The following is a 16,915-nucleotide window of genomic DNA, read 5'->3' as shown; positions in this document are numbered from 1 at the left end:
AGCGCCGGGCTCAGCCACAGCACCACGGCGAGGTTGGTGACCAGCAGGAACCCCCAGCGCGCCCAGTCCCAGCCGGCGAAGGCCAGCAACGCCGGTGCCGCCACGGCCGCGACAGCGAGCGCGTCGAGGCGTTGCAGCAGGGCGCCGGCCACGACGACGGCGAGGATCGGGGCCAGGTGCAGCAGGACTTCGGTGACCGAATACAGCTGCCAGCTCTGGCTCTGGGTGCGTTCGAACAGGGCGAGCGCGTCGGCTCGCGGGGTGAAGTCCGCGGTGGCGAGCGCCATTTCGAGCCGGCCGACGGCGCCGGGGCTCGACGCGGGAAGCATCAGCACGGCGAGTTCCGCCACGACCGGGGTCACGAGCAGCTTCGCCGTGATCCGCACCGAGGACTGCCGCAGCAGCACGAGCGCGAACACGGGTAGCACGGTGAGCGCCGCGATCTCGTGGGTGAACACCGCGGCCGTGAGCAGCCCGGACGCCACCGCGGGGCGGCGCGGCAGCTGCCACAGCGCGGCGAAGAGCAGCAGGTAGAGGGCCTGGTCGAAGTAGCCGGCCTCGTGGAAGAGGAAGCCGCCGGACGGCAGGAGCAGCCAGCCGATCACGAGGAGCCGGTGGCCGGGCCGCCGGGCGCGGGCGAACGCGACGGCGGCCACGACGAGCACCGCGGCGAGAACAGCGAACGCCGCGGCCGCGAACACCCAGTACGCGTACCCGGTCGCGAGGGCGAGCGGGTGGAGCAGGGTGCCGACGAGGAACCGGCGGTGGAAGCCGTCGGTCAGGGAGACGGCTTCGAGCGTCACGGCCCAGTCGCCCGGCAGCCGGAAGCCGCGGTAGGCCGCCAGTGCCAGGGCGAGCGCGAAGAGGGTGGTGAGCCCGCGCGTCGTGGTGCCGCGGTCGAGGGTGCTGGTCACGATCGCCAAGCTAGGAACGGGATGTGCGCGCTTCGCCACTGTCGATCACCGGCTCGGCACGGTTCCGCACGTCGTACTTTTGCACTCGGTTGCTGTAAAGTTTCACCCATGACGCGTCGTCTTGCCGAAGTCGCCCGCCAGGTCGGGGTCAGCGAAGCCACGGTCAGCCGGGTGCTCAACGGCCGGTCCGGGGTGTCCGCCAGCACCCGTGCCGCCGTGCTCACCGCGCTGGACGTGATGGGGTACGAACGGCCCACCCAGCTGCGCGGCGAGCGCGCCCGGCTGGTCGGGCTGGTGCTGCCGGAGCTGCAGAACCCGATCTTCCCGGCACTGGCCGAGATCATGGGCAACGCCCTCGCCCAGCAGGGCTTCACGCCGGTCCTCTGCACGCGCACCGCGGGCGGGGTGTCCGAGGCGGAGTACGTCGAGCTGCTCCTGCAGCAGCAGGTGTCGGGCGTGGTGTTCGCCGGCGGCCTGTACGCGCAGGCGGACGCGGTCCACTCGCACTACCACCACCTGGTCGAGCGCCGCCTCCCGACGGTCCTGATCAACGCGGCGGTCGAGCACCTCGGCCTGCCGCAGGTTTCGTGCGACGACGCCGTGGCCGTGGAGCAGGTCGTCGGGCACCTGAGTTCGCTGGGGCACGAGAAGATCGGCCTGGTACTGGGCCCGTCGGACCACGTGCCGTCGCAGCGCAAGCTCGCGGCGTTCCAGTCGTACGCGGCGAAGCTGGGCTTGCCGGTGCTGGACGAGCTGGTCGAGCACGGGATGTTTTCCATCGAGGGCGGCCACGCGGCGGCGGCCCGCCTGTACCCGCGCGGCGCCACGGCGGTGCTGTGCGCGAGCGACCTGCTGGCGCTGGGCGCGGTCCGCGCGGCCCGACGGCAGGGACTGTCGGTGCCGGACGACATCTCGGTGGTGGGCTACGACGACTCGGCGTTGATGAACTGCACCGACCCGCCCCTGACGACCACCCGCCAGCCGATCGAGGCGATGGGCCGCGCGGTGGTGGAGCTGCTGGTCAAGCGCATCAACGGCGGCGAGGTGGCGGCGGAAGAACTGCTGTTCGCGCCGGAACTGGTGGTCCGCGGGTCGACAGCCCGCCGCACCACCTGACCCCACCCCCAAGCCTCACTCGGCTGAGCGGCGGGTTTCGCACCCGTCGCTCACTTTTTCGTGCCCGCGGCACGGCCCGGCGCCCTGTCGGGCACCAGCCATCCGCAGCCTGTTCGTAACTTGCAACTTCTCGTCGTCTTATTGCGTCGATCTGGTCCATCCCTTTATGGTGACCGCAATCACGTGACAGCCGTCGCGACCCCGAGAAGAGGCTTGAGATGAGCAGTCCCTGGTCCCGAACCGTCTCCCGCCGGATGTTGTGCCTGCTCACCGCGGGCGGCCTGGCGCTGACCCTGGCCGCCTGCGGTGACGGCGACAACGCCGCTCAGACCGGCGGCAAGGTGAAGATCACGGTCACCGGGCAGCCGCCGACCAGCCAGCCGTTCGAGCGCAGCGTCTTCGACGCGGACGTCAAGGAGTTCGAGGCTTCCCACCCGAACATCGACATCGATCCGCACGAAGGCTTCATGGACCCGAAGACCTTCTCGGCGAAGCTCGCCGGCGGCCAGCTGGAAGACGTCTACTACGTCTACTTCACCGACCCGGCGCAGATCATCGCGCGCCACCAAGCAGCCGACATCACCGAAGCCGCGAAGAGCCTCCCGCACATCAACGACATCAAGCCGGAACTGCTCGACAACTTCCGGGACGCGAGCGGCAAGCTCTACGGCCTGCCGACGATGAACTACACGATGGGCCTGCTCTACAGCAAGCCGCTGTTCCAGAAGGCCGGGCTCGACCCGAACAAGCCGCCGCAGACCTGGGACGAGGTCCGTGACGCCGCGAAGAAGATCTCCGCGCTGGGCAACGGGGTCGTCGGGTACGCCGACTACAGCAAGAACAACCAGGGCGGCTGGCACCTGACCGGCTGGCTGTACTCGATGGGCGGCGACATCGCCCGCAAGGACGGCGACAAGTGGGTCGCCGACTTCGACAACGACAAGGGCAAGAAGGCCCTCCAGTACCTGCACGACATGCGCTGGACCGACAACTCCATGGGCGCCAAGCAGCTCCTCGAAGCCACCGACGTGCAGCGGATGATGGGCTCCGGCCAGCTCGGCATGTACATGGCCGCCCCGGACAACGTGCCGGTGCTGGTCAAGCAGTTCAACGGCAAGTACGAGGACTACGGCATCGCGGGCATGCCCGGCGGCGAGGGCACCCTCCTCGGCGGCGAGGGCTACATGGTCAACCCGAAGGCCTCGCCGGAGAAGATCAAGGCCGGCCTCGAGTGGATCCAGTGGAAGTACCTCAACCCGGACCGCTTCGAGAAGCACATCCAGCAGTACGTCGACGGCAAGCAGCCGGTCGGCCTGCCCGCCGAGCCGACCCCCGACGTCTGGACCGGCTCGGTCCGCGAGCAGCAGCTGGCGCTGAAGGCCAAGTACGCCAACGTTCCCGCGCAGAACTTCCAGTCCTACGTGGACACCACGAGCAAGATCAAGGGCAGCATCGAGCCGCCGAACGCGCAGCAGATCTACGCCGCCCTCGACAGCGTGATGCAGGCGGTGCTGACCGACCAGAACGCGAACATCGACCAGCAGCTCTCGTCCGCCGCGTCGAAGGTCAACAGTGTCCTCGCCCAGGTCAAGTAGCCTCCTCGCCTGGCCCGCGACGTCCTCGTCGCGGGCCGGGCGCCCGGCCGTCTCGCAGGAAGACCGCCGCCGCACCAGGCTCAAGCGCAAGATCAAGGAAAACCTCACCGCGTACGGCCTGCTGTGCGCCGCGCTCGTGGTGTTCGCGCTCTTTTCCTGGTACCCCATCGTGCGCGGCGTGCTGCTGAGCTTCCAGCAGGTCGACTTCGTCAACGCGCCGACGTGGGTCGGGTTCGACAACTTCGCGAAGCTGTTCGACGACCCGCTGTTCGGCGTCGCCTGGCGCAACACGCTGCTGTTCACCGGGCTCGCGCTGGTCTTCGGGTTCGCCGTCCCGTTCCTCACGGCCGTGCTGCTCAACGAAATCCGGCACGCGAAGGCGTTCTTCCGGCTCGCCGTCTACCTCCCGGTGATGCTGCCGCCGGTCGTCACGGCGCTGATGTGGAAGTGGTTCTACGACCCGGGTCCCGGCCTGTTCAACTCCGCGCTCGGCGCGGTCGGCCTGCCCGGCGGCCAGTGGCTCGACTCGTCCGGCACGGCGATGCTGTCGCTGGTCTTCGTCTCGACGTGGGCCAACATGGGCAGCACCACGCTGATCTACCTGGCCGCGCTCGGCACGATCCCCGGCGAGCTCTACGAAGCCGCCGAACTCGACGGCGCCGGGCTGTGGAAACGCCTGCGGCACGTGACTTTCCCGCAGACGCGGTTCGTCCTGCTCGTGCTCTTGCTGCTGCAGATCGTCGCGACCATGCAGGTGTTCACCGAGCCGTACGTGATGACCGGCGGCGGCCCGGACGACTCGACGGTCACCGTGCTCCTGCTGCTCTACCGCTACGCCTTCGTCTACAACGACTTCGGCGCGGCGAGCGCGATGAGCCTGCTGCTGTTCGTGGCGCTGGGCGTGTTCTCGGCGTGGTACGTCCGGCTGACGCGGAAGGCGGACCAGTCATGAGGACCCTCGTCTCCCCGTCCGCGCTGCGCAGCCCGCGCGGCAAAGTCGTCTACGGCGTCGTTTTCGCTTGCACGCTCGCGATCTTCATCCTGGCCTTCATGTTCCCGCTCTACTGGGCGATCACGGGCGCGCTGAAGTCACCGCAGGAACTGGCCGCGACGCCGGCGACGCTCGTCCCGCACGAGTGGCACCCGGAAACCTTCGCCGACGCGTGGAGCCAGCTGAGCCTGGGCAAGTACTTCCTCAACACGCTCGTCGTCGCCGGCGGCGCGTGGCTGGCGCAGCTGGCCATCGACGTCCCGGCCGCGTTCGCGCTGTCGAAGCTGCGGCCCAAGTTCGGCAACGTCGTGCTCGGGCTGATGCTGGCCACGCTGATGCTCCCCGCGACGGCGCTGCTCGTCCCGACGTACGTGACGGTGACGGACCTGCCGCTGCTGCACCTCAACCTGATCAACTCGCCGACCGCGGTCTGGCTGCCCGCGGCGGCGAACGCGTTCAACATCTACCTGCTGAAGCGGTTCTTCGACCAGATCCCCGACGAGCTCATCGAAGCGGCGCGCATCGACGGCGCCGGGCCGGTGCGCACGCTCTGGCGGATCATCCTGCCGATCTCGCGGCCGATCCTGGCCGTGGTTTCGATCCTCGCGGTCGTCACCGCGTGGAAGGACTTCATCTGGCCGCTGCTGGTGTTCCCGGACACCGAAAAGCAGACGCTCTCGGTGATGCTGCAACGGGTGGCGATCGACATGCCGCTCAACGTGCTCGTCGCCGGGATGGTGCTGGCCAGTCTGCCAATGGTGGCGCTGTTCCTGGCGTTCCAGCGGCAGATCCTCGCCGGGCTGACCGCCGGCAGCATCAAGGGCTGAGGCCTTCCCAACAACAAGGAGGGGCACTTACGTGACCGACAAGACCGGCTGGTGGCGGAGCGCGGCCATCTACCAGGTGTACATCCGCAGCTTCGCGGACGGCAACGGCGACGGCGTCGGCGACCTCGCCGGTGTCCGTGCCCGGCTGGACCACCTGGCCGACCTGGGCATCGACGCGATCTGGTTCACCCCGTGGTACCCGTCCCCGATGGACGACGGCGGCTACGACGTCGCCGACTTCCGCGACATCGAGCCGCTCTTCGGCACGCTCGACGAGGCTGAGGAGCTCATCGCCGAAGCGCACGCGCGGGACATCCGGGTGATCATCGACATCGTGCCCAACCACTGCTCCGACGAGCACCGCTGGTTCCAGGCCGCGCTGGCCGCGGGCCCGGGATCGCCGGAGCGGCAACGGTTCTGGTTCCGCCCCGGCCGCGGCCCGGACGGCAGCGAGCCGCCGAACAACTGGAAGTCGCGCTTCGGCGGCTCCGCGTGGACGCGCGTGCCGGACGGCGAGTGGTACCTGCACCTCTACAGCTCGCGCCAGCCCGACTTCAACTGGGACAACCCGGAAATCCGCACGGAGTTCGAGGACGTGCTGCGGTTCTGGTTCGACCGCGGGGTCGACGGCTTCCGCATCGACGTCGCCGACGGGCTGGTCAAGGACCCGCACCTGCCCGACGTGGAGGAAGGCGACGAGACGCCGTTCTCCGACCAGGAGGGCCTGCACGAGATCTACCGCTCGTGGCGCAAGATCGTCGACAGCTACCCGGGCGAGCGGGTGCTGGTCGGCGAGATGTGGCTGGAGGACATGTCCCGAGCGGCGCGCTACCTGCGCCGCGACGAGCTGCACTCGGCGTTCAACTTCGACTTCCTGGTCTGCCCGTGGGACAGCAAGCGTTTCCGCGACGTCATCGACCGGACGCTGAAGGCGCACGAGGAGGTCGGCGCGCCGGCCGCGTGGGTGCTGTCGAACCACGACGTCACGCGGCACGTCACGCGCTACGGCCGGGAAGGCGACACCGGGTTCAGCTTCGCGAACCGGCTGCACGAGCTCCCGGTGGACCGCGAGCTGGGCACCCGGCGGGCCCGGGCGGCGGCGCTGCTGACGCTGGCCCTGCCCGGCGGGCTGTACGTCTACCAGGGCGAGGAGCTGGGGCTCTGGGAGGTCCTGGACATCCCCGACGAGCTGCGCCAGGACCCGGTGTGGGCGCGCACGAACGGCACCGACCCCGGTCGCGACGGCTGCCGCGTCCCGATCCCGTGGTCGGGCTCCGAAGCGCCGTTCGGCTTCGGCGCCGGGGGCGCGTGGCTCCCCCAGCCCGCCGAGTGGCGGGACTACACGGCGGAAGCGGAGGCGGCGGACCCGGCGTCGATGCTGGCGCTGTACCGCAACGGGCTGCGGCTCCGGCGGGATCTCCCCACCGGCTCGCCGGAGTGGCTCGACCTCGGTGAAAGGGTGCTGGCGTTCCGGCTCGGGACGGGGTTCACGTTCGCGCTGAACTTCTCGGACACGCCGATCCCGCTCCCCGCCGGGGAGATCCTGCTGGCCAGCGGGCCGGCCGGCGGCGAACTGCCGACCGACACCGCTGTCTGGCTGAAGTCCTAACGGGTGAGCTGCAGGACGTCTACGCCGCGGGCGTTGTCCGCGACGTAGACGTACTTGCCGTGCCAGTACGGGGCCCACGCGCTCGCGTCGCCCGGCCGGTAGTACGCGATCTGCCGCGGGTTCGTCGGGTCGCTGACGTCGAGGAACCGGGTGCCCTGCGCGTAGAACGACTGCACCAGGATCTTGCCGCGGACGTCGAAGTAGTGCGCGGAACAGTCGTCGGACGCCGGGTCGCTGCCCTCCTGGCCGTTGACGCCCCAGGTACCGACGCTCTCCAGGCGGAACGGCTTCTCCGGCGTCGAGCGCCAGCCTTCGCCGTGGTAGGAGCCCTTCAGGGACGAGATCGTCAGGACGCCGTCGCCCGCGCAGCCGTCGACGAAGTTCTCCTCCGTCGCGTAGATCAGGTCCTGGCCGCGCCAGGCGCCGTCACCGACGCGGTGGCCGGCCGGGTGGAAGCTGTTGTGCATGAACCGGGACGGCGCCGCCGTCTCGGCGATGCCGCCGCCGGCGTACGGGATCGGCTCGTGCGCGGTCGCGCGGTGGACCTTGTTCGTCAGCGGGTCGCGGTGCACGCCGTCGGTCCAGTACCCGCGCACGCCGCCGCGGCCGGACACCCAGGCCACGCCGTTGTCGTCCACCTGGACGTCGTGCACGTAGTCGGTCTTGCCGTCGTTGCGGGCCAGCTCGATGGGCTGCGGGTTCACCTTCGGGTGCCGCGGGTCGCGGATGTCGGTGACCCAGATCGGGCGGCCGCCCCAGTCCGCGGGCTGGTCGTCGGCCTTCGCCGGGCCGCCGGTCCACAGGTAGCGGCAGCCGTCGACGCAGCTGGTGGTGTGGCCGGCGGGCACCTTGACGTAGCTGAGGATCGCCGGGGCCTCGGGCTTCGAGACGTCGACGACGTAGATGCCGGACTCGCCGGTGTGCGTGGTGCCGCCGTACGCGCGCGGGTCGCGGGAGAGGAAGACCAGCTTGCGGTTCTGGTCGACCTCGGTGTCCTCGGTCTCCCACAGCCCCGGCAGGCTGACCTGGCCGACCAGCTTCGGCGCGGCCGGGTTCTTCGTCAGGTCGTAGACCTTCAGCCCGAACTCGCCGGACACGACCATGACGTCGCGGCGGCCGTAGTCGAGGAAGTTGATCGAGATGGCGCCGGCGGCGTCGGGGACGTTGCCGACGGACTTGACGTTCTTGATCGCCCCGGGATCGCCCAGCGTGCGGGCCGCGGGGGTGGCCGGTTTGTCGTCCTCGCCGCAGGCGGCGGCCGGGAGCCCGGTCGCGACCAGCGTGGCGCTGACGGTGACGGCGGCGAAGCACGACCGCAACCAGGTGCGCACGCGAAACCTCCCAGAACGCTCGGAGCGTGACCACGGGAACGGTACGACGGAGATCAACCGGACACAACCGTCTTTTGTTGGCTCTTGACTGGTAGGACTGGCGCATGCGCTTGCTCGTCCTGTTCGCCGTCCTCGCCCTCGCCGTCACGGGCTGCTCCGGCACCGACCCCGCGCGCCCCGGCGTGCTGTCCGTCGGCATCCGGGAGCCGGCGACGCTGCTGCCCGCGGACCTCGCCGACCAGGCGGGCCGGCTGGTGACCGGGGCGCTGTGGACCCCGCTGGCCGACTACGACGCGGCGTCGGGCAAGCTCACCCCGCGCGCGGCCGAGTCGATCGAGAGCACCGACCGCGTGCACTGGACGGTCAAGCTGCGGCCCGCGACCTTCCACGACGGCACGCCGGTGACCGCGCAGTCCTATGTGGACACCTGGCGGGCGGTCGCCGCGGCGCACTGGGTGTCCACGCCGGTGTTCACGAAGCTGTTGCGCGCCCGCGAAATCACCGCGCCCGCGCCGGACACGATCACGCTGACGCTCGACCGCCCGTCCGGCCAGGTCCCGGCCCTGCTTTCGGCGCCGGGCCTGGTGCCGCTGCCGGCGTCGGTGCTCGCTTCCCGCGACTGGAACGGCTTCGCCAAGGCCCCGGTCGGCAACGGCCCGTACCGCCTGGACGGCGGCTGGCACCCGGGTTCGGGCGGCACGCTCAAGCGCGTCGGGCCCGGGAAGGCCGACGAGATCGAGCTGCGGGTCGGCGAACCGGGCGCCCAGTACGACGCGGTCAAGGCGGGCACGCTCGACCTGGCGACCGAGGTCCCCGGCGAGAAGCACGAAGCCATGCACACCGACTTCGGCGACGACCACCACGCGACCTGGGCCCTCCCGCAGGCGGGCTACCTGGCGTTCCCGGTGGCGAACCCGCGGTTTTCCGACGCGACGGTCCGCCACGGCTTCGCTTTGGGCGTGGACCGCGCGGCGCTGGAGGCGGGCCCGCTGGCGCACCAGGTCGACCCGGCGAAGGCCCTGCTGCCCCCGGCGGACGCCCCGGGTGACCGGTCCGGCACCTGCCGCCCGTGCAGCTACGACGCGGCGGCGGGCAAGGCCCTGTTGAAGCAGGCGGCCTTCCCGGGCGGTGCGACCGTCTACTTCGGACCGGGCGCGGAGGCGTGGACGAGGACGCTCGTGGTCGGACTCCACAAAGCGCTGGACGTTTCCGTGACGGCACAGGCGGCCCCGAACACCGGACCGCTCGACGGGCCGTCCACCGTGGACGTCAAACTGGCGACGCCGAGCCCGTACGAGCTGCTGTCCCAGCTGGCTGCGGAATCGGGGTACACCGACGAGGTCTTCACGCAGAACCTGGCACTGGCCGACGCCGCGGCGACCCCGGAGGAGGCGGGCGAGCTGTACCGGCTGGCGGAGAACCAGCTGCTGCGGGACCTGCCGGTGGCGCCGCTGTGGTCGGGCCACGGCCACGCGGTCTGGTCCTCGCGCGTCCACGAGGTGACGACGACGCCGTTCACCGGCCCGGTGCTGACGGGGATCGCGGTCTCGTGACCTGGGACCCGGCCACCCCGGCCGAGGTGGCGGTGCTGTTCGCCTCCGCCGGCGTCCCGTGGTGGATCGCGGGTGGTTACGCGATCGAGCTGGCGGTGCGACACGCGTTCCGCGAGCACGCCGACGTCGACGTCCTGTTCCTCCGCCGCGACCAAGCGGCGGTGCAGGCGGCGCTGCCGTCGTGGGAGTGGTGGGCGGCCGACCCGCCGGGCACGCTCCGGCCGTGGCTGCCCGGCGAGGTCCTGCCCCCGGGCGTCGACGACGTCTGGTGCCGCCCGGGACCGTCGGCACCGTGGCGGATCCAGATCATGCTCGACGAGACCGAGGGCGACGAGTGGGTCTCCCGCCGGAACCCGGCCGTGCGGCGGCCGGTGTCCGGGCTGGGCGCGGTCTCGGCGGGCGGAATTCCCTACCTGGCCCCGGAAGTGCAGTTGCTGGCCAAGGCGCGTGACACCCGGCCCAAGGACGAGCAGGACTTCACGGCGGCCCTGCCGGTGCTCGACACGGCTCAGCGGCGCTGGCTCGCAGCCGCCCTGGCGCCGGACCACCCCTGGCAGGACCGCCTCCAGGCGGCTAGACCGTCGCGTGCTCGGCGAGGGTCTCGATGAACGCGCTGGTCAGCGGGTCCGGCACCCCGCGCGTGTACGCCACCAGCGTCCTCCGCACCGGCACGCTCGGCCGCAGCACCCGGCCGTCGAAGCGCGGCGGCAGCACGTTCGCCGGGACCAGTGCCGGGCCCAAGCCCGCCGCCGCCAGGATCGGGGCCGCTGCCGTCTGCTCGGTGCGGACCGCCGCGCGGGGGCGGAAGCCCGCCGCCGCGCAGGTCGCGTCCACCAGTTCCGCGAGGCCGTTGCCCGGGGCGTAGTGCACCCACGCGCAGTCCGCGAGCGTCGCCAGGTCGACCACGCCGGTCTCGTCGTCCTCCGAAGCGCCGTCCGCGGGCAGCACGACGACGAACTCCTCCACGCCCAGCTCCCGCACCGGCCCGGTCCAGCCGGCCGGCCGCGGGCCGAGCGCGACGTCGGCCTCGCCCGCGGCCATCGCTTCGCGCAGCTCGTCGGCGTGCCGGAACTCGATCAGCCGGACGTCGACCTCGGGCCGGTCGCGCCGCCACACGCGCAACGCGGGCGGCAGCACGCCGAGGCTGACCGAGTACAGCGTCGCGACCTGCAGTTCGCCCGCCGTCGTCCCGGAGGCGAGGCGGGCGGCGCAGCGCGCGCGTTCGGCGTCGGCCAGCGCCGCCCGCGCGTGCGGGAGCATCGCCCGCCCCATCGGCGTGAGCCGGACCGCGCGCGGCAGCCGTTCGAGCAACGGCCCGCCGAGACCGCGTTCGAGCGCCCGCATCTGGTGCGACAACGCCGGCTGCGTCACGTGCAGCTGCTCGGCGGCGCGGGTGAACGAGCCGGTGTCGACCACCGTGACCAGGTACTCCAGCTGCCGCAGGCTTGTCATGAACTCAGCTTATCGACATGGTGACGAGGATGCCTTGGACTTATCTCCGGCGCGGGGACAGCCTGGAACCATGAAGCGCAAGACAGCCCTGGTCGCCGGGGCCAACGGGATCATCGGCCGCACCCTCGTCGAGCACCTGCGGGCGGACGGCGGCTGGGACGTCACCGGCCTCGCCCGCCGCGGCGGGCCGGGCACGATCGCCGTCGACCTGCTGGACGCGGCCGAGACCCGGGCGAAGCTCAGCGGGCTCGACGCCACGACCCACCTCTTCTACGCCGCCTACCAGGACAAACCGACCTGGGCCGAGCTGGTCCCGCCGAACCTGGCGATGCTGACCAACCTCGTCGACGCGGCGGAAGCGGCCGCGCCCGGCCTCGAGCACGTCAGCCTGATGCAGGGCTACAAGGTCTACGGCGCGCACCTCGGCCCGTTCAAGACCCCGGCGCGCGAGACCGACGCGGGGCACCTGCCGCCGGAGTTCAACGTCGACCAGCAGCAGTTCCTCGAACGCCGCGCGGGCTCGTGGACGTGGTCGGCGATCCGCCCCTCGGTGGTCGGCGGCACGGCGCTGGGCAACCCGATGAACCTGGCGCTGGTGATCGCGGTGTACGCGTCGATTTCGAAGGAACTGGACGTGCCGCTGCGCTTCCCGGGCAAGCCGGGCGCGTACGACAGCCTCCTGGAGATGACGGACGCGGGCCTCCTGGCCTCGGCGACGACCTGGGCGACGAACCACCAGGGCGCCTTCAACATCGCGAACGGCGACCTGTTCCGCTGGCGCGAACTGTGGCCGAAACTCGCGGCGTACTTCGGCCTGGAGGTCGCCCCGCCGCTGCGGATGTCCCTGGTGGACGTCATGGCCGACAAGGCTCCACTGTGGACGTCCATGGCCACCCGCCACGGCCTTTCGTCGTCCTACGCCGACGTTTCCTCGTCCTGGGCGTTCGCCGACTTCGTGTTCGGCTGGGACTACGACGTGTTCGCGGACACGTCCAAATCCCGGCGGGCGGGCTTCGGAGAGTACGTCGAGACGGAGCAGATGTTCTACCGGCTGTTCGACGAGTTCCGGAAGGCGCGCGTGATCCCCTGACCCGCTTCCCGCCCGGAGATCACCGTCGAGCGGCCCCGCAGGACGCTCTCGTCCAGGCTGCGCAGGTCGCGGAACGGGTTCGCGATCTCGCGCTCCCGGCGGCCGAGCAGCCGCACGAGGCCGGTGGTGACGACCGTCAGGACGAACGCCGCCGTCGCCAGGACGGGCGCGCCGAGCCAGTCCACCAGGGTCGTCACCGCGTACGCCAGCACCCCGGGCAGGGACAGCACGAGGAAGAACCCGGCGAGGACGGTCATCCGCTGGACTTCACCGAAGCGGAAGAAGAGGCAGGTGAGCAGGAAACCCAGTGCGGCCAGTGCGGTGGCCCACCCCTCCCACGGCGCGGTCCAGGGCCACCAGCCGAACGCCGAGCCGGTCGCCCGCGTCACGCCCAGCAGGTAGGGCCCGGCCAGCAGGACCACGAGGGCGACGGACGCCACGGGCCGGAGCACGACCGGCGCCTTCAGGTCCTCGTCGAAGGTCCGCCACTGGCTTTCGTCGGCGCGGAACCCGGGCCTGGACAGCTTCACCACCAGCCGCACCAGGACGGTGGTGGGCAGCGTGGCCAGCAGGCTCCGGTAACCGACGCCCACCCCGGCCCGCTCGAACAGGGCCAGCGCGAGCCGGCGCGCCTGTCCTTCGTCCCGCTCGTGGATCTCCGCGAGTGCTTCGCCGTTCCCGGTGTGGTCCCGGACCCCGACGCCGAGCGAGCGTGCGACGCGCCCGACTTCGAGGTCGAGCCCGGCCAGCGCCGCCGGGTCGTACTGCCGGGACGCGCCCCGGACGCCGATCGGCATGGCGAGCCGCGGGTCCACCCGGCCGACGTCGTCCGGCATCCGCGCCCCGGTGCGGTCGTCGATCAGGTAGCCGACCCGGCCCATGAGCTCGGCGAGGTGCCCGGTTCCCGCCGTGTGGAAGGGCGCCCACAGCCAGTCGTACCACTCGCCCGCCGGGTTCCCGGTCTCCGCGCGCGACAGCTCGTCTTCGACGTCCGGGCTGCGCACCAGCACGGCCAGCCGCCACGCGGCCCGGACGGCGACGTCGCTTTCGTCCCACAGCAGCTCGGCCAAGGCCACGCCCGCCGACGCCGTCCCGATGGCGGCGATGTCGTCGACGGCGGCGGTCGAGCCGGTCCCGGCGCGCTCGGCCAGCACCGGCAGCGCGAGCTCCCCCGTCGACCGCAGGGCCACGCGCGCCGCGGGGGCCCACGTCGCCAGGTCGCTGAGCGTCTCGACCGCCGGCCGCAGCCGGGTGGCGGCCAGCGCGAGCATCGCGGGCACGTGCCGCTGCAGCGCGGCCCGGGTGAGGCGGGTGCGCAGCGCCGTCCCGCGCGGTCCCGGGTCGGCCGCGACCGCGCCCAGCGCGGCCACCACGACGGGATCGGGCTCGGCACCGGGCAGCGTCGCCTCGAAGTGCCGCAGCACCGCCCTGGCCAGCGTCTCGTCGATCTGGCGCGCCTCGGCCAGGCATTCGAGCGCCAGGAGCTTGCCGCGCCGGTCGCCGGCGAAGATCCGCTCGACGACCGGCGTGCAGTCGCGGTTGGCGCCACCGCACCAGAGCTTGACCGTCTCGCGCCACCGGCCGGGGTTCTCCTCGTACAGCGCCAGCAACCGCTCGGGGCTGTCCGCCAGCTCCATCGCGGCCAGGTACTCCTGCAGCGTCAGGTGCGGGAACTCGTAGAGGAGGTTGCCTCCGTCCACCCGCACCAGCAACCCGCTGCGGTCGACGATCTCCTCGAGCATCGGGGCCGCGTGCGCCGCCTCCAGGTTGAACCTGGTGAGCACCCGGGTGATGGTGGCGAGCAGCTCGTCCTCCGGCACGGTCCGCCGGTCGGTCCCCGGCGCCATCGCGCCCTGGGCCCGCACCGCGATGGCCCGCAGCGCCATCTGCTTGTGGCCGGCCTTGTAGGTCGCGAGGCCGCGGGTGCGCCCCAGCTCGGAGTCGCGCCGCAGCAGGTGCTGCACCGCCAGTTCGTAGAACTCCGCGCGCGAGCCCGGCAGCACCGGCCCGATCCCGGGATCCGCGTCGTGCAGCGAGGCGATCATCGTGAGCAGCAGCGGGGTCCGGGCCAGCAGCAGGATGGGCGGGCTCGCCCGCAGTCCGGCCATCATCTGCTCGACCTCGAACCGCGTGTCGCGACCGGCCCGTTTCGAGGTGAACCACAGCCGGAGGAACCGGCGGATGGCGGCGTCGTCGAAACCGGCCACCCGCACCTCGTGATCGAAGTCCGGCCGCAGTTCGGAATCGTAGACCGCAGCCCGGCAGGTGACGACGATCTGGCACTTCGGCCACTTTTCGGCGAACGCCTTCAGCTGTTGTGTGACTTCGGCCCGCCGGTCGGTCACGATTTCGTCGAAACCGTCGAAGAACACGCTCAGCAGGCCGTCCGCCAGCGCGCGGTCCAGGAACCGTTCCGGTTTCTTCACGCCACCCCGCCCGAGCGCGGCCACGACGAGGTCCCGCGGGCTCTCCTCGCCGCGGTTCCGGCGGAACAGTTCGACGAACACGGGGACGCGCTCGAAATCGGCGGGCCGGTCGGCCCACTTCACCATGGAATACTTCAGCAGCATGGATTTCCCGGCGCCGGCCGGGCCGAGGACGACGGTCCGGCCGCGGTCCCGGATGCTGCCGTAGATGTCTTCGCGGCGCCCGTCCACCTCGCTCTGGAGCGGGACGTAGACCTCGCTGACCGTCACCTTGGTGGTGGCCAGGAAACCGAGCGCGTGGCTGTCGAACGTCGCTTTGACGCCACCGGCGTACCGCCGCAGTTCGCGCCTGGTCAGCGTCCGGCGCCGGCTGCGGAACACGGCGGGCCAGAAACGCTGCCCGAGGTGTTTGACCCCTTCACCGACGAATTGCTTCGCCAGAAAACCGGCGAAGGCGAAAACGACCGCCATGACTACGGCGTAGGTCAGCTGAGCAGGCACTTCGGCCCCTCGTGATCGGTATCGGCCCTCCGGTTTACCAACCGGGCTTCGCCGCCGTCGACCCGCGGGGCCGCCGCTTCACCTGAATGTCGGCATCACCCGCGGCCGATGAACGGCATCGTCGTCGCCGTGACGGTGAGGAACTGGACGTTCGCGTCCAGCGGCAGGCCCGCCATGTACCGCACCGCGTCGGCCACGTGCCGGACGTCGAACGTCGGCTCCGCGACGACCCGGCCGTCGGCCTGGGGAATGCCCGCCGCCATGCGTTCGGTCATCTCGGTGGCCGCGTTGCCGATGTCGATCTGGCCGCAGGCGACGTTCCAGGCGCGCCCGTCGAGCGAAATCGACCGGGTCAGGCCGGTGACGGCGTGCTTGGTCGCGGTGTAGGCGACGCTCGCCGGGCGCGGCACGTGCGCGGAGATGGAGCCGTTGTTGACGATCCGGCCGCCGCGCGGGTCCTGGTCGCGCATGAGGCGCACCGCCTGCCGGGCGCACAGGAACATCCCGGTCAGGTTGACGTCGACGGTCCGCTTCCAGTCCTCGACGGACAGGTCGGCGATCGTCCCGGCCGCACCGATGCCCGCGTTGTTGACGAGCAGGTCGAGCCGCCCCCACTCGTCGCGGACGGCGTCGAAGAGCGCGGCGGCGGAAGCCTCGTCGGCGACGTCGGTGGGCACGACGAGGGCACCTTCGAAGCCCGCGGCGGTCTCCTCGAGCGCGGCGGACCGGCGTCCGGCCAGCGCGACCCGGTAACCGTCTTCGAGCAGCGCCCGCGCCACCGCCCGGCCGATCCCCGATCCGGCGCCGGTGACCACTGCCGTCTTCGCCATCACTGCTCCTAGACTGCGCGCATGGGACTTCGCGAGGGTTTCCAAGCCGGGCTGGCCCGGCAACTCGGCCACCCTAGCGGCCTGCGGGGCCGGGTCGTCGGCGCGATGCTGAACCGCCGGAACCGCGAGGCGGTGGTGAAGGCGGTCGACGCGCTGGAGCTGTCCGGCGACGAATCCGCGCTCGACATCGGGTTCGGCGGCGGGCTGGGCCTCGGCCTGCTGCTGCGGAAAACCGCCACGGTGCAGGGCGTCGAGATTTCGAAGACCATGCTCGCCCGGGCGGGCACGACCTTCCGGCGGGAGATCGCGGCGGGGCGGCTGGTGCTGTCCGAGGGTCCGATGACCGCCCTGCCCCTGGCGGACGGCACGGTCGACGCGATCGTCACGACCAACACGGTCTACTTCGTGGACGACCTCGAGCGGGCCTTCGCGGAAGTCGCGCGCGTCCTCGCGCCCGGTGGCCGGTTCGTGCTGGGCGTCGGCGACCCGGACCTGATGGGGCGGGCCCGGATGCTGACGGACAACGGCTTCCGGCTCCGCCCGGTGGCCGAACTCGAAGCGGCGTCGGCCGCGGCGGGACTGGGCCTGCTCCGGCACGAACGGATCGAGCGCGGCCCGTTCCGCTTCCACCTGCTGGTCACCGGGAAATGACTCAGCGGGGCCCGGCGCGCGCCGGGCCC

At 71.5% G+C, this 16,915-nt stretch carries 13 protein-coding genes; 9 read left to right on the top strand and 4 right to left on the bottom strand.

Going from position 1 to position 16,915, the window contains the following annotated elements; translation table 11 throughout:
* Window positions 1–1,022: 1,022 nt before the first annotated feature.
* The 5 genes from ACLJQM_RS15670 to ACLJQM_RS15650 all read left to right on the top strand — a co-directional run bounded on the left by ACLJQM_RS15670 (window position 1,023) and on the right by ACLJQM_RS15650 (window position 7,052).
* Window positions 1,023–2,030 (top strand): LacI family DNA-binding transcriptional regulator, encoded by a 1,008-nt coding sequence (locus tag ACLJQM_RS15670; RefSeq protein ID WP_247020175.1) that lies wholly within the window; start codon window positions 1,023–1,025, stop codon window positions 2,028–2,030.
* Window positions 2,031–2,248: 218 nt separating this feature from the next.
* Entirely contained in the window at window positions 2,249–3,625 is a 1,377-nt protein-coding gene (locus ACLJQM_RS15665; RefSeq protein WP_410631795.1) for an ABC transporter substrate-binding protein, read from the top strand.
* Entirely contained in the window at window positions 3,603–4,577 is a 975-nt protein-coding gene (locus ACLJQM_RS15660) for a carbohydrate ABC transporter permease (protein WP_360777024.1), read from the top strand. Before ACLJQM_RS15665 ends, ACLJQM_RS15660 begins: the two co-directional genes overlap by 23 nt.
* A complete protein-coding gene (locus tag ACLJQM_RS15655) occupies window positions 4,574–5,443 on the top strand; it encodes a carbohydrate ABC transporter permease (RefSeq protein WP_247020169.1) in 870 nt (289 codons plus the stop codon). Before ACLJQM_RS15660 ends, ACLJQM_RS15655 begins: the two co-directional genes overlap by 4 nt.
* A gap of 31 nt (window positions 5,444–5,474) precedes the next feature.
* On the top strand, window positions 5,475–7,052 hold the full coding sequence (locus tag ACLJQM_RS15650) for a glycoside hydrolase family 13 protein (RefSeq protein WP_410631794.1): 1,578 nt from the start codon (window positions 5,475–5,477) through the stop codon (window positions 7,050–7,052).
* On the opposite strand, the gene ACLJQM_RS15645 is transcribed toward ACLJQM_RS15650, so the two are convergent.
* Entirely contained in the window at window positions 7,049–8,383 is a 1,335-nt protein-coding gene (locus ACLJQM_RS15645; protein WP_247020165.1) for an LVIVD repeat-containing protein, read from the bottom strand. The two genes, ACLJQM_RS15650 and ACLJQM_RS15645, sit on opposite strands and share 4 nt — an antisense overlap.
* 104 nt (window positions 8,384–8,487) lie before the next feature.
* On the opposite strand from ACLJQM_RS15645, the gene ACLJQM_RS15640 reads away from it, so the two are divergent.
* Together ACLJQM_RS15640 and ACLJQM_RS15635 are read left to right on the top strand one after the other, a co-directional pair.
* Complete coding sequence (locus ACLJQM_RS15640) at window positions 8,488–9,936, top strand: ABC transporter substrate-binding protein (protein ID WP_410631793.1); 1,449 nt, start codon at window positions 8,488–8,490, stop codon at window positions 9,934–9,936.
* Window positions 9,933–10,544, top strand: a complete 612-nt coding sequence (locus ACLJQM_RS15635; RefSeq protein WP_410631792.1) for a nucleotidyltransferase domain-containing protein — start codon at window positions 9,933–9,935, stop codon at window positions 10,542–10,544. The genes ACLJQM_RS15640 and ACLJQM_RS15635 overlap by 4 nt, the downstream gene beginning before the upstream one ends.
* Here the strand turns inward: ACLJQM_RS15635 and ACLJQM_RS15630 are convergent.
* Window positions 10,510–11,388, bottom strand: a complete 879-nt coding sequence (locus ACLJQM_RS15630) for a LysR family transcriptional regulator (protein WP_360777032.1) — start codon at window positions 11,386–11,388, stop codon at window positions 10,510–10,512. The two genes, ACLJQM_RS15635 and ACLJQM_RS15630, sit on opposite strands and share 35 nt — an antisense overlap.
* Window positions 11,389–11,458: 70 nt before the next feature.
* On the opposite strand from ACLJQM_RS15630, the gene ACLJQM_RS15625 reads away from it, so the two are divergent.
* Window positions 11,459–12,478 carry an SDR family oxidoreductase gene (locus ACLJQM_RS15625; protein ID WP_410631791.1) on the top strand — a complete coding sequence of 340 codons (1,020 nt, stop codon included), beginning with the start codon at window positions 11,459–11,461 and terminating at the stop codon, window positions 12,476–12,478.
* Here the strand turns inward: ACLJQM_RS15625 and ACLJQM_RS15620 are convergent.
* Window positions 12,433–15,405 carry an NACHT domain-containing protein gene (locus ACLJQM_RS15620; RefSeq protein WP_410631790.1) on the bottom strand — a complete coding sequence of 991 codons (2,973 nt, stop codon included), beginning with the start codon at window positions 15,403–15,405 and terminating at the stop codon, window positions 12,433–12,435. The two genes, ACLJQM_RS15625 and ACLJQM_RS15620, sit on opposite strands and share 46 nt — an antisense overlap.
* A 95-nt stretch (window positions 15,406–15,500) precedes the next feature.
* Entirely contained in the window at window positions 15,501–16,235 is a 735-nt protein-coding gene (locus ACLJQM_RS15615) for an SDR family oxidoreductase (RefSeq protein WP_247020154.1), read from the bottom strand.
* Window positions 16,236–16,256: 21 nt separating this feature from the next.
* On the opposite strand from ACLJQM_RS15615, the gene ACLJQM_RS15610 reads away from it, so the two are divergent.
* Complete coding sequence (locus ACLJQM_RS15610) at window positions 16,257–16,886, top strand: class I SAM-dependent methyltransferase (RefSeq protein ID WP_360777037.1); 630 nt, start codon at window positions 16,257–16,259, stop codon at window positions 16,884–16,886.
* The last annotated feature ends 29 nt before the right edge of the window (window positions 16,887–16,915 follow it).

Origin of the sequence: Amycolatopsis sp. cmx-4-83 (assembly GCF_046548815.1) — a bacterium.
Classification (GTDB): domain Bacteria; phylum Actinomycetota; class Actinomycetes; order Mycobacteriales; family Pseudonocardiaceae; genus Amycolatopsis; species Amycolatopsis pretoriensis_A.
The sequence above is the reverse complement of the archived record's forward strand: the minus strand, read 5'-3'. Positions and strand labels throughout refer to the sequence as shown.

Bases quoted from the DNA above. Each gene is read 5' to 3' on its own strand.
- ACLJQM_RS15670 (WP_247020175.1), top strand. From the start codon at position 1,023: ATGACGCGTCGTCTTGCCGAAGTCGCCCGCCAGGTCGGGGTCAGCGAA.
- ACLJQM_RS15665 (WP_410631795.1), top strand. From the start codon at position 2,249: ATGAGCAGTCCCTGGTCCCGAACCGTCTCCCGCCGGATGTTGTGCCTG.
- ACLJQM_RS15655 (WP_247020169.1), top strand. From the start codon at position 4,574: ATGAGGACCCTCGTCTCCCCGTCCGCGCTGCGCAGCCCGCGCGGCAAA.
- ACLJQM_RS15640 (WP_410631793.1), top strand. From the start codon at position 8,488: ATGCGCTTGCTCGTCCTGTTCGCCGTCCTCGCCCTCGCCGTCACGGGC.
- ACLJQM_RS15630 (WP_360777032.1), bottom strand. From the start codon at position 11,388: ATGACAAGCCTGCGGCAGCTGGAGTACCTGGTCACGGTGGTCGACACC.
- ACLJQM_RS15625 (WP_410631791.1), top strand. From the start codon at position 11,459: ATGAAGCGCAAGACAGCCCTGGTCGCCGGGGCCAACGGGATCATCGGC.
- ACLJQM_RS15615 (WP_247020154.1), bottom strand. From the start codon at position 16,235: ATGGCGAAGACGGCAGTGGTCACCGGCGCCGGATCGGGGATCGGCCGG.
- ACLJQM_RS15610 (WP_360777037.1), top strand. From the start codon at position 16,257: ATGGGACTTCGCGAGGGTTTCCAAGCCGGGCTGGCCCGGCAACTCGGC.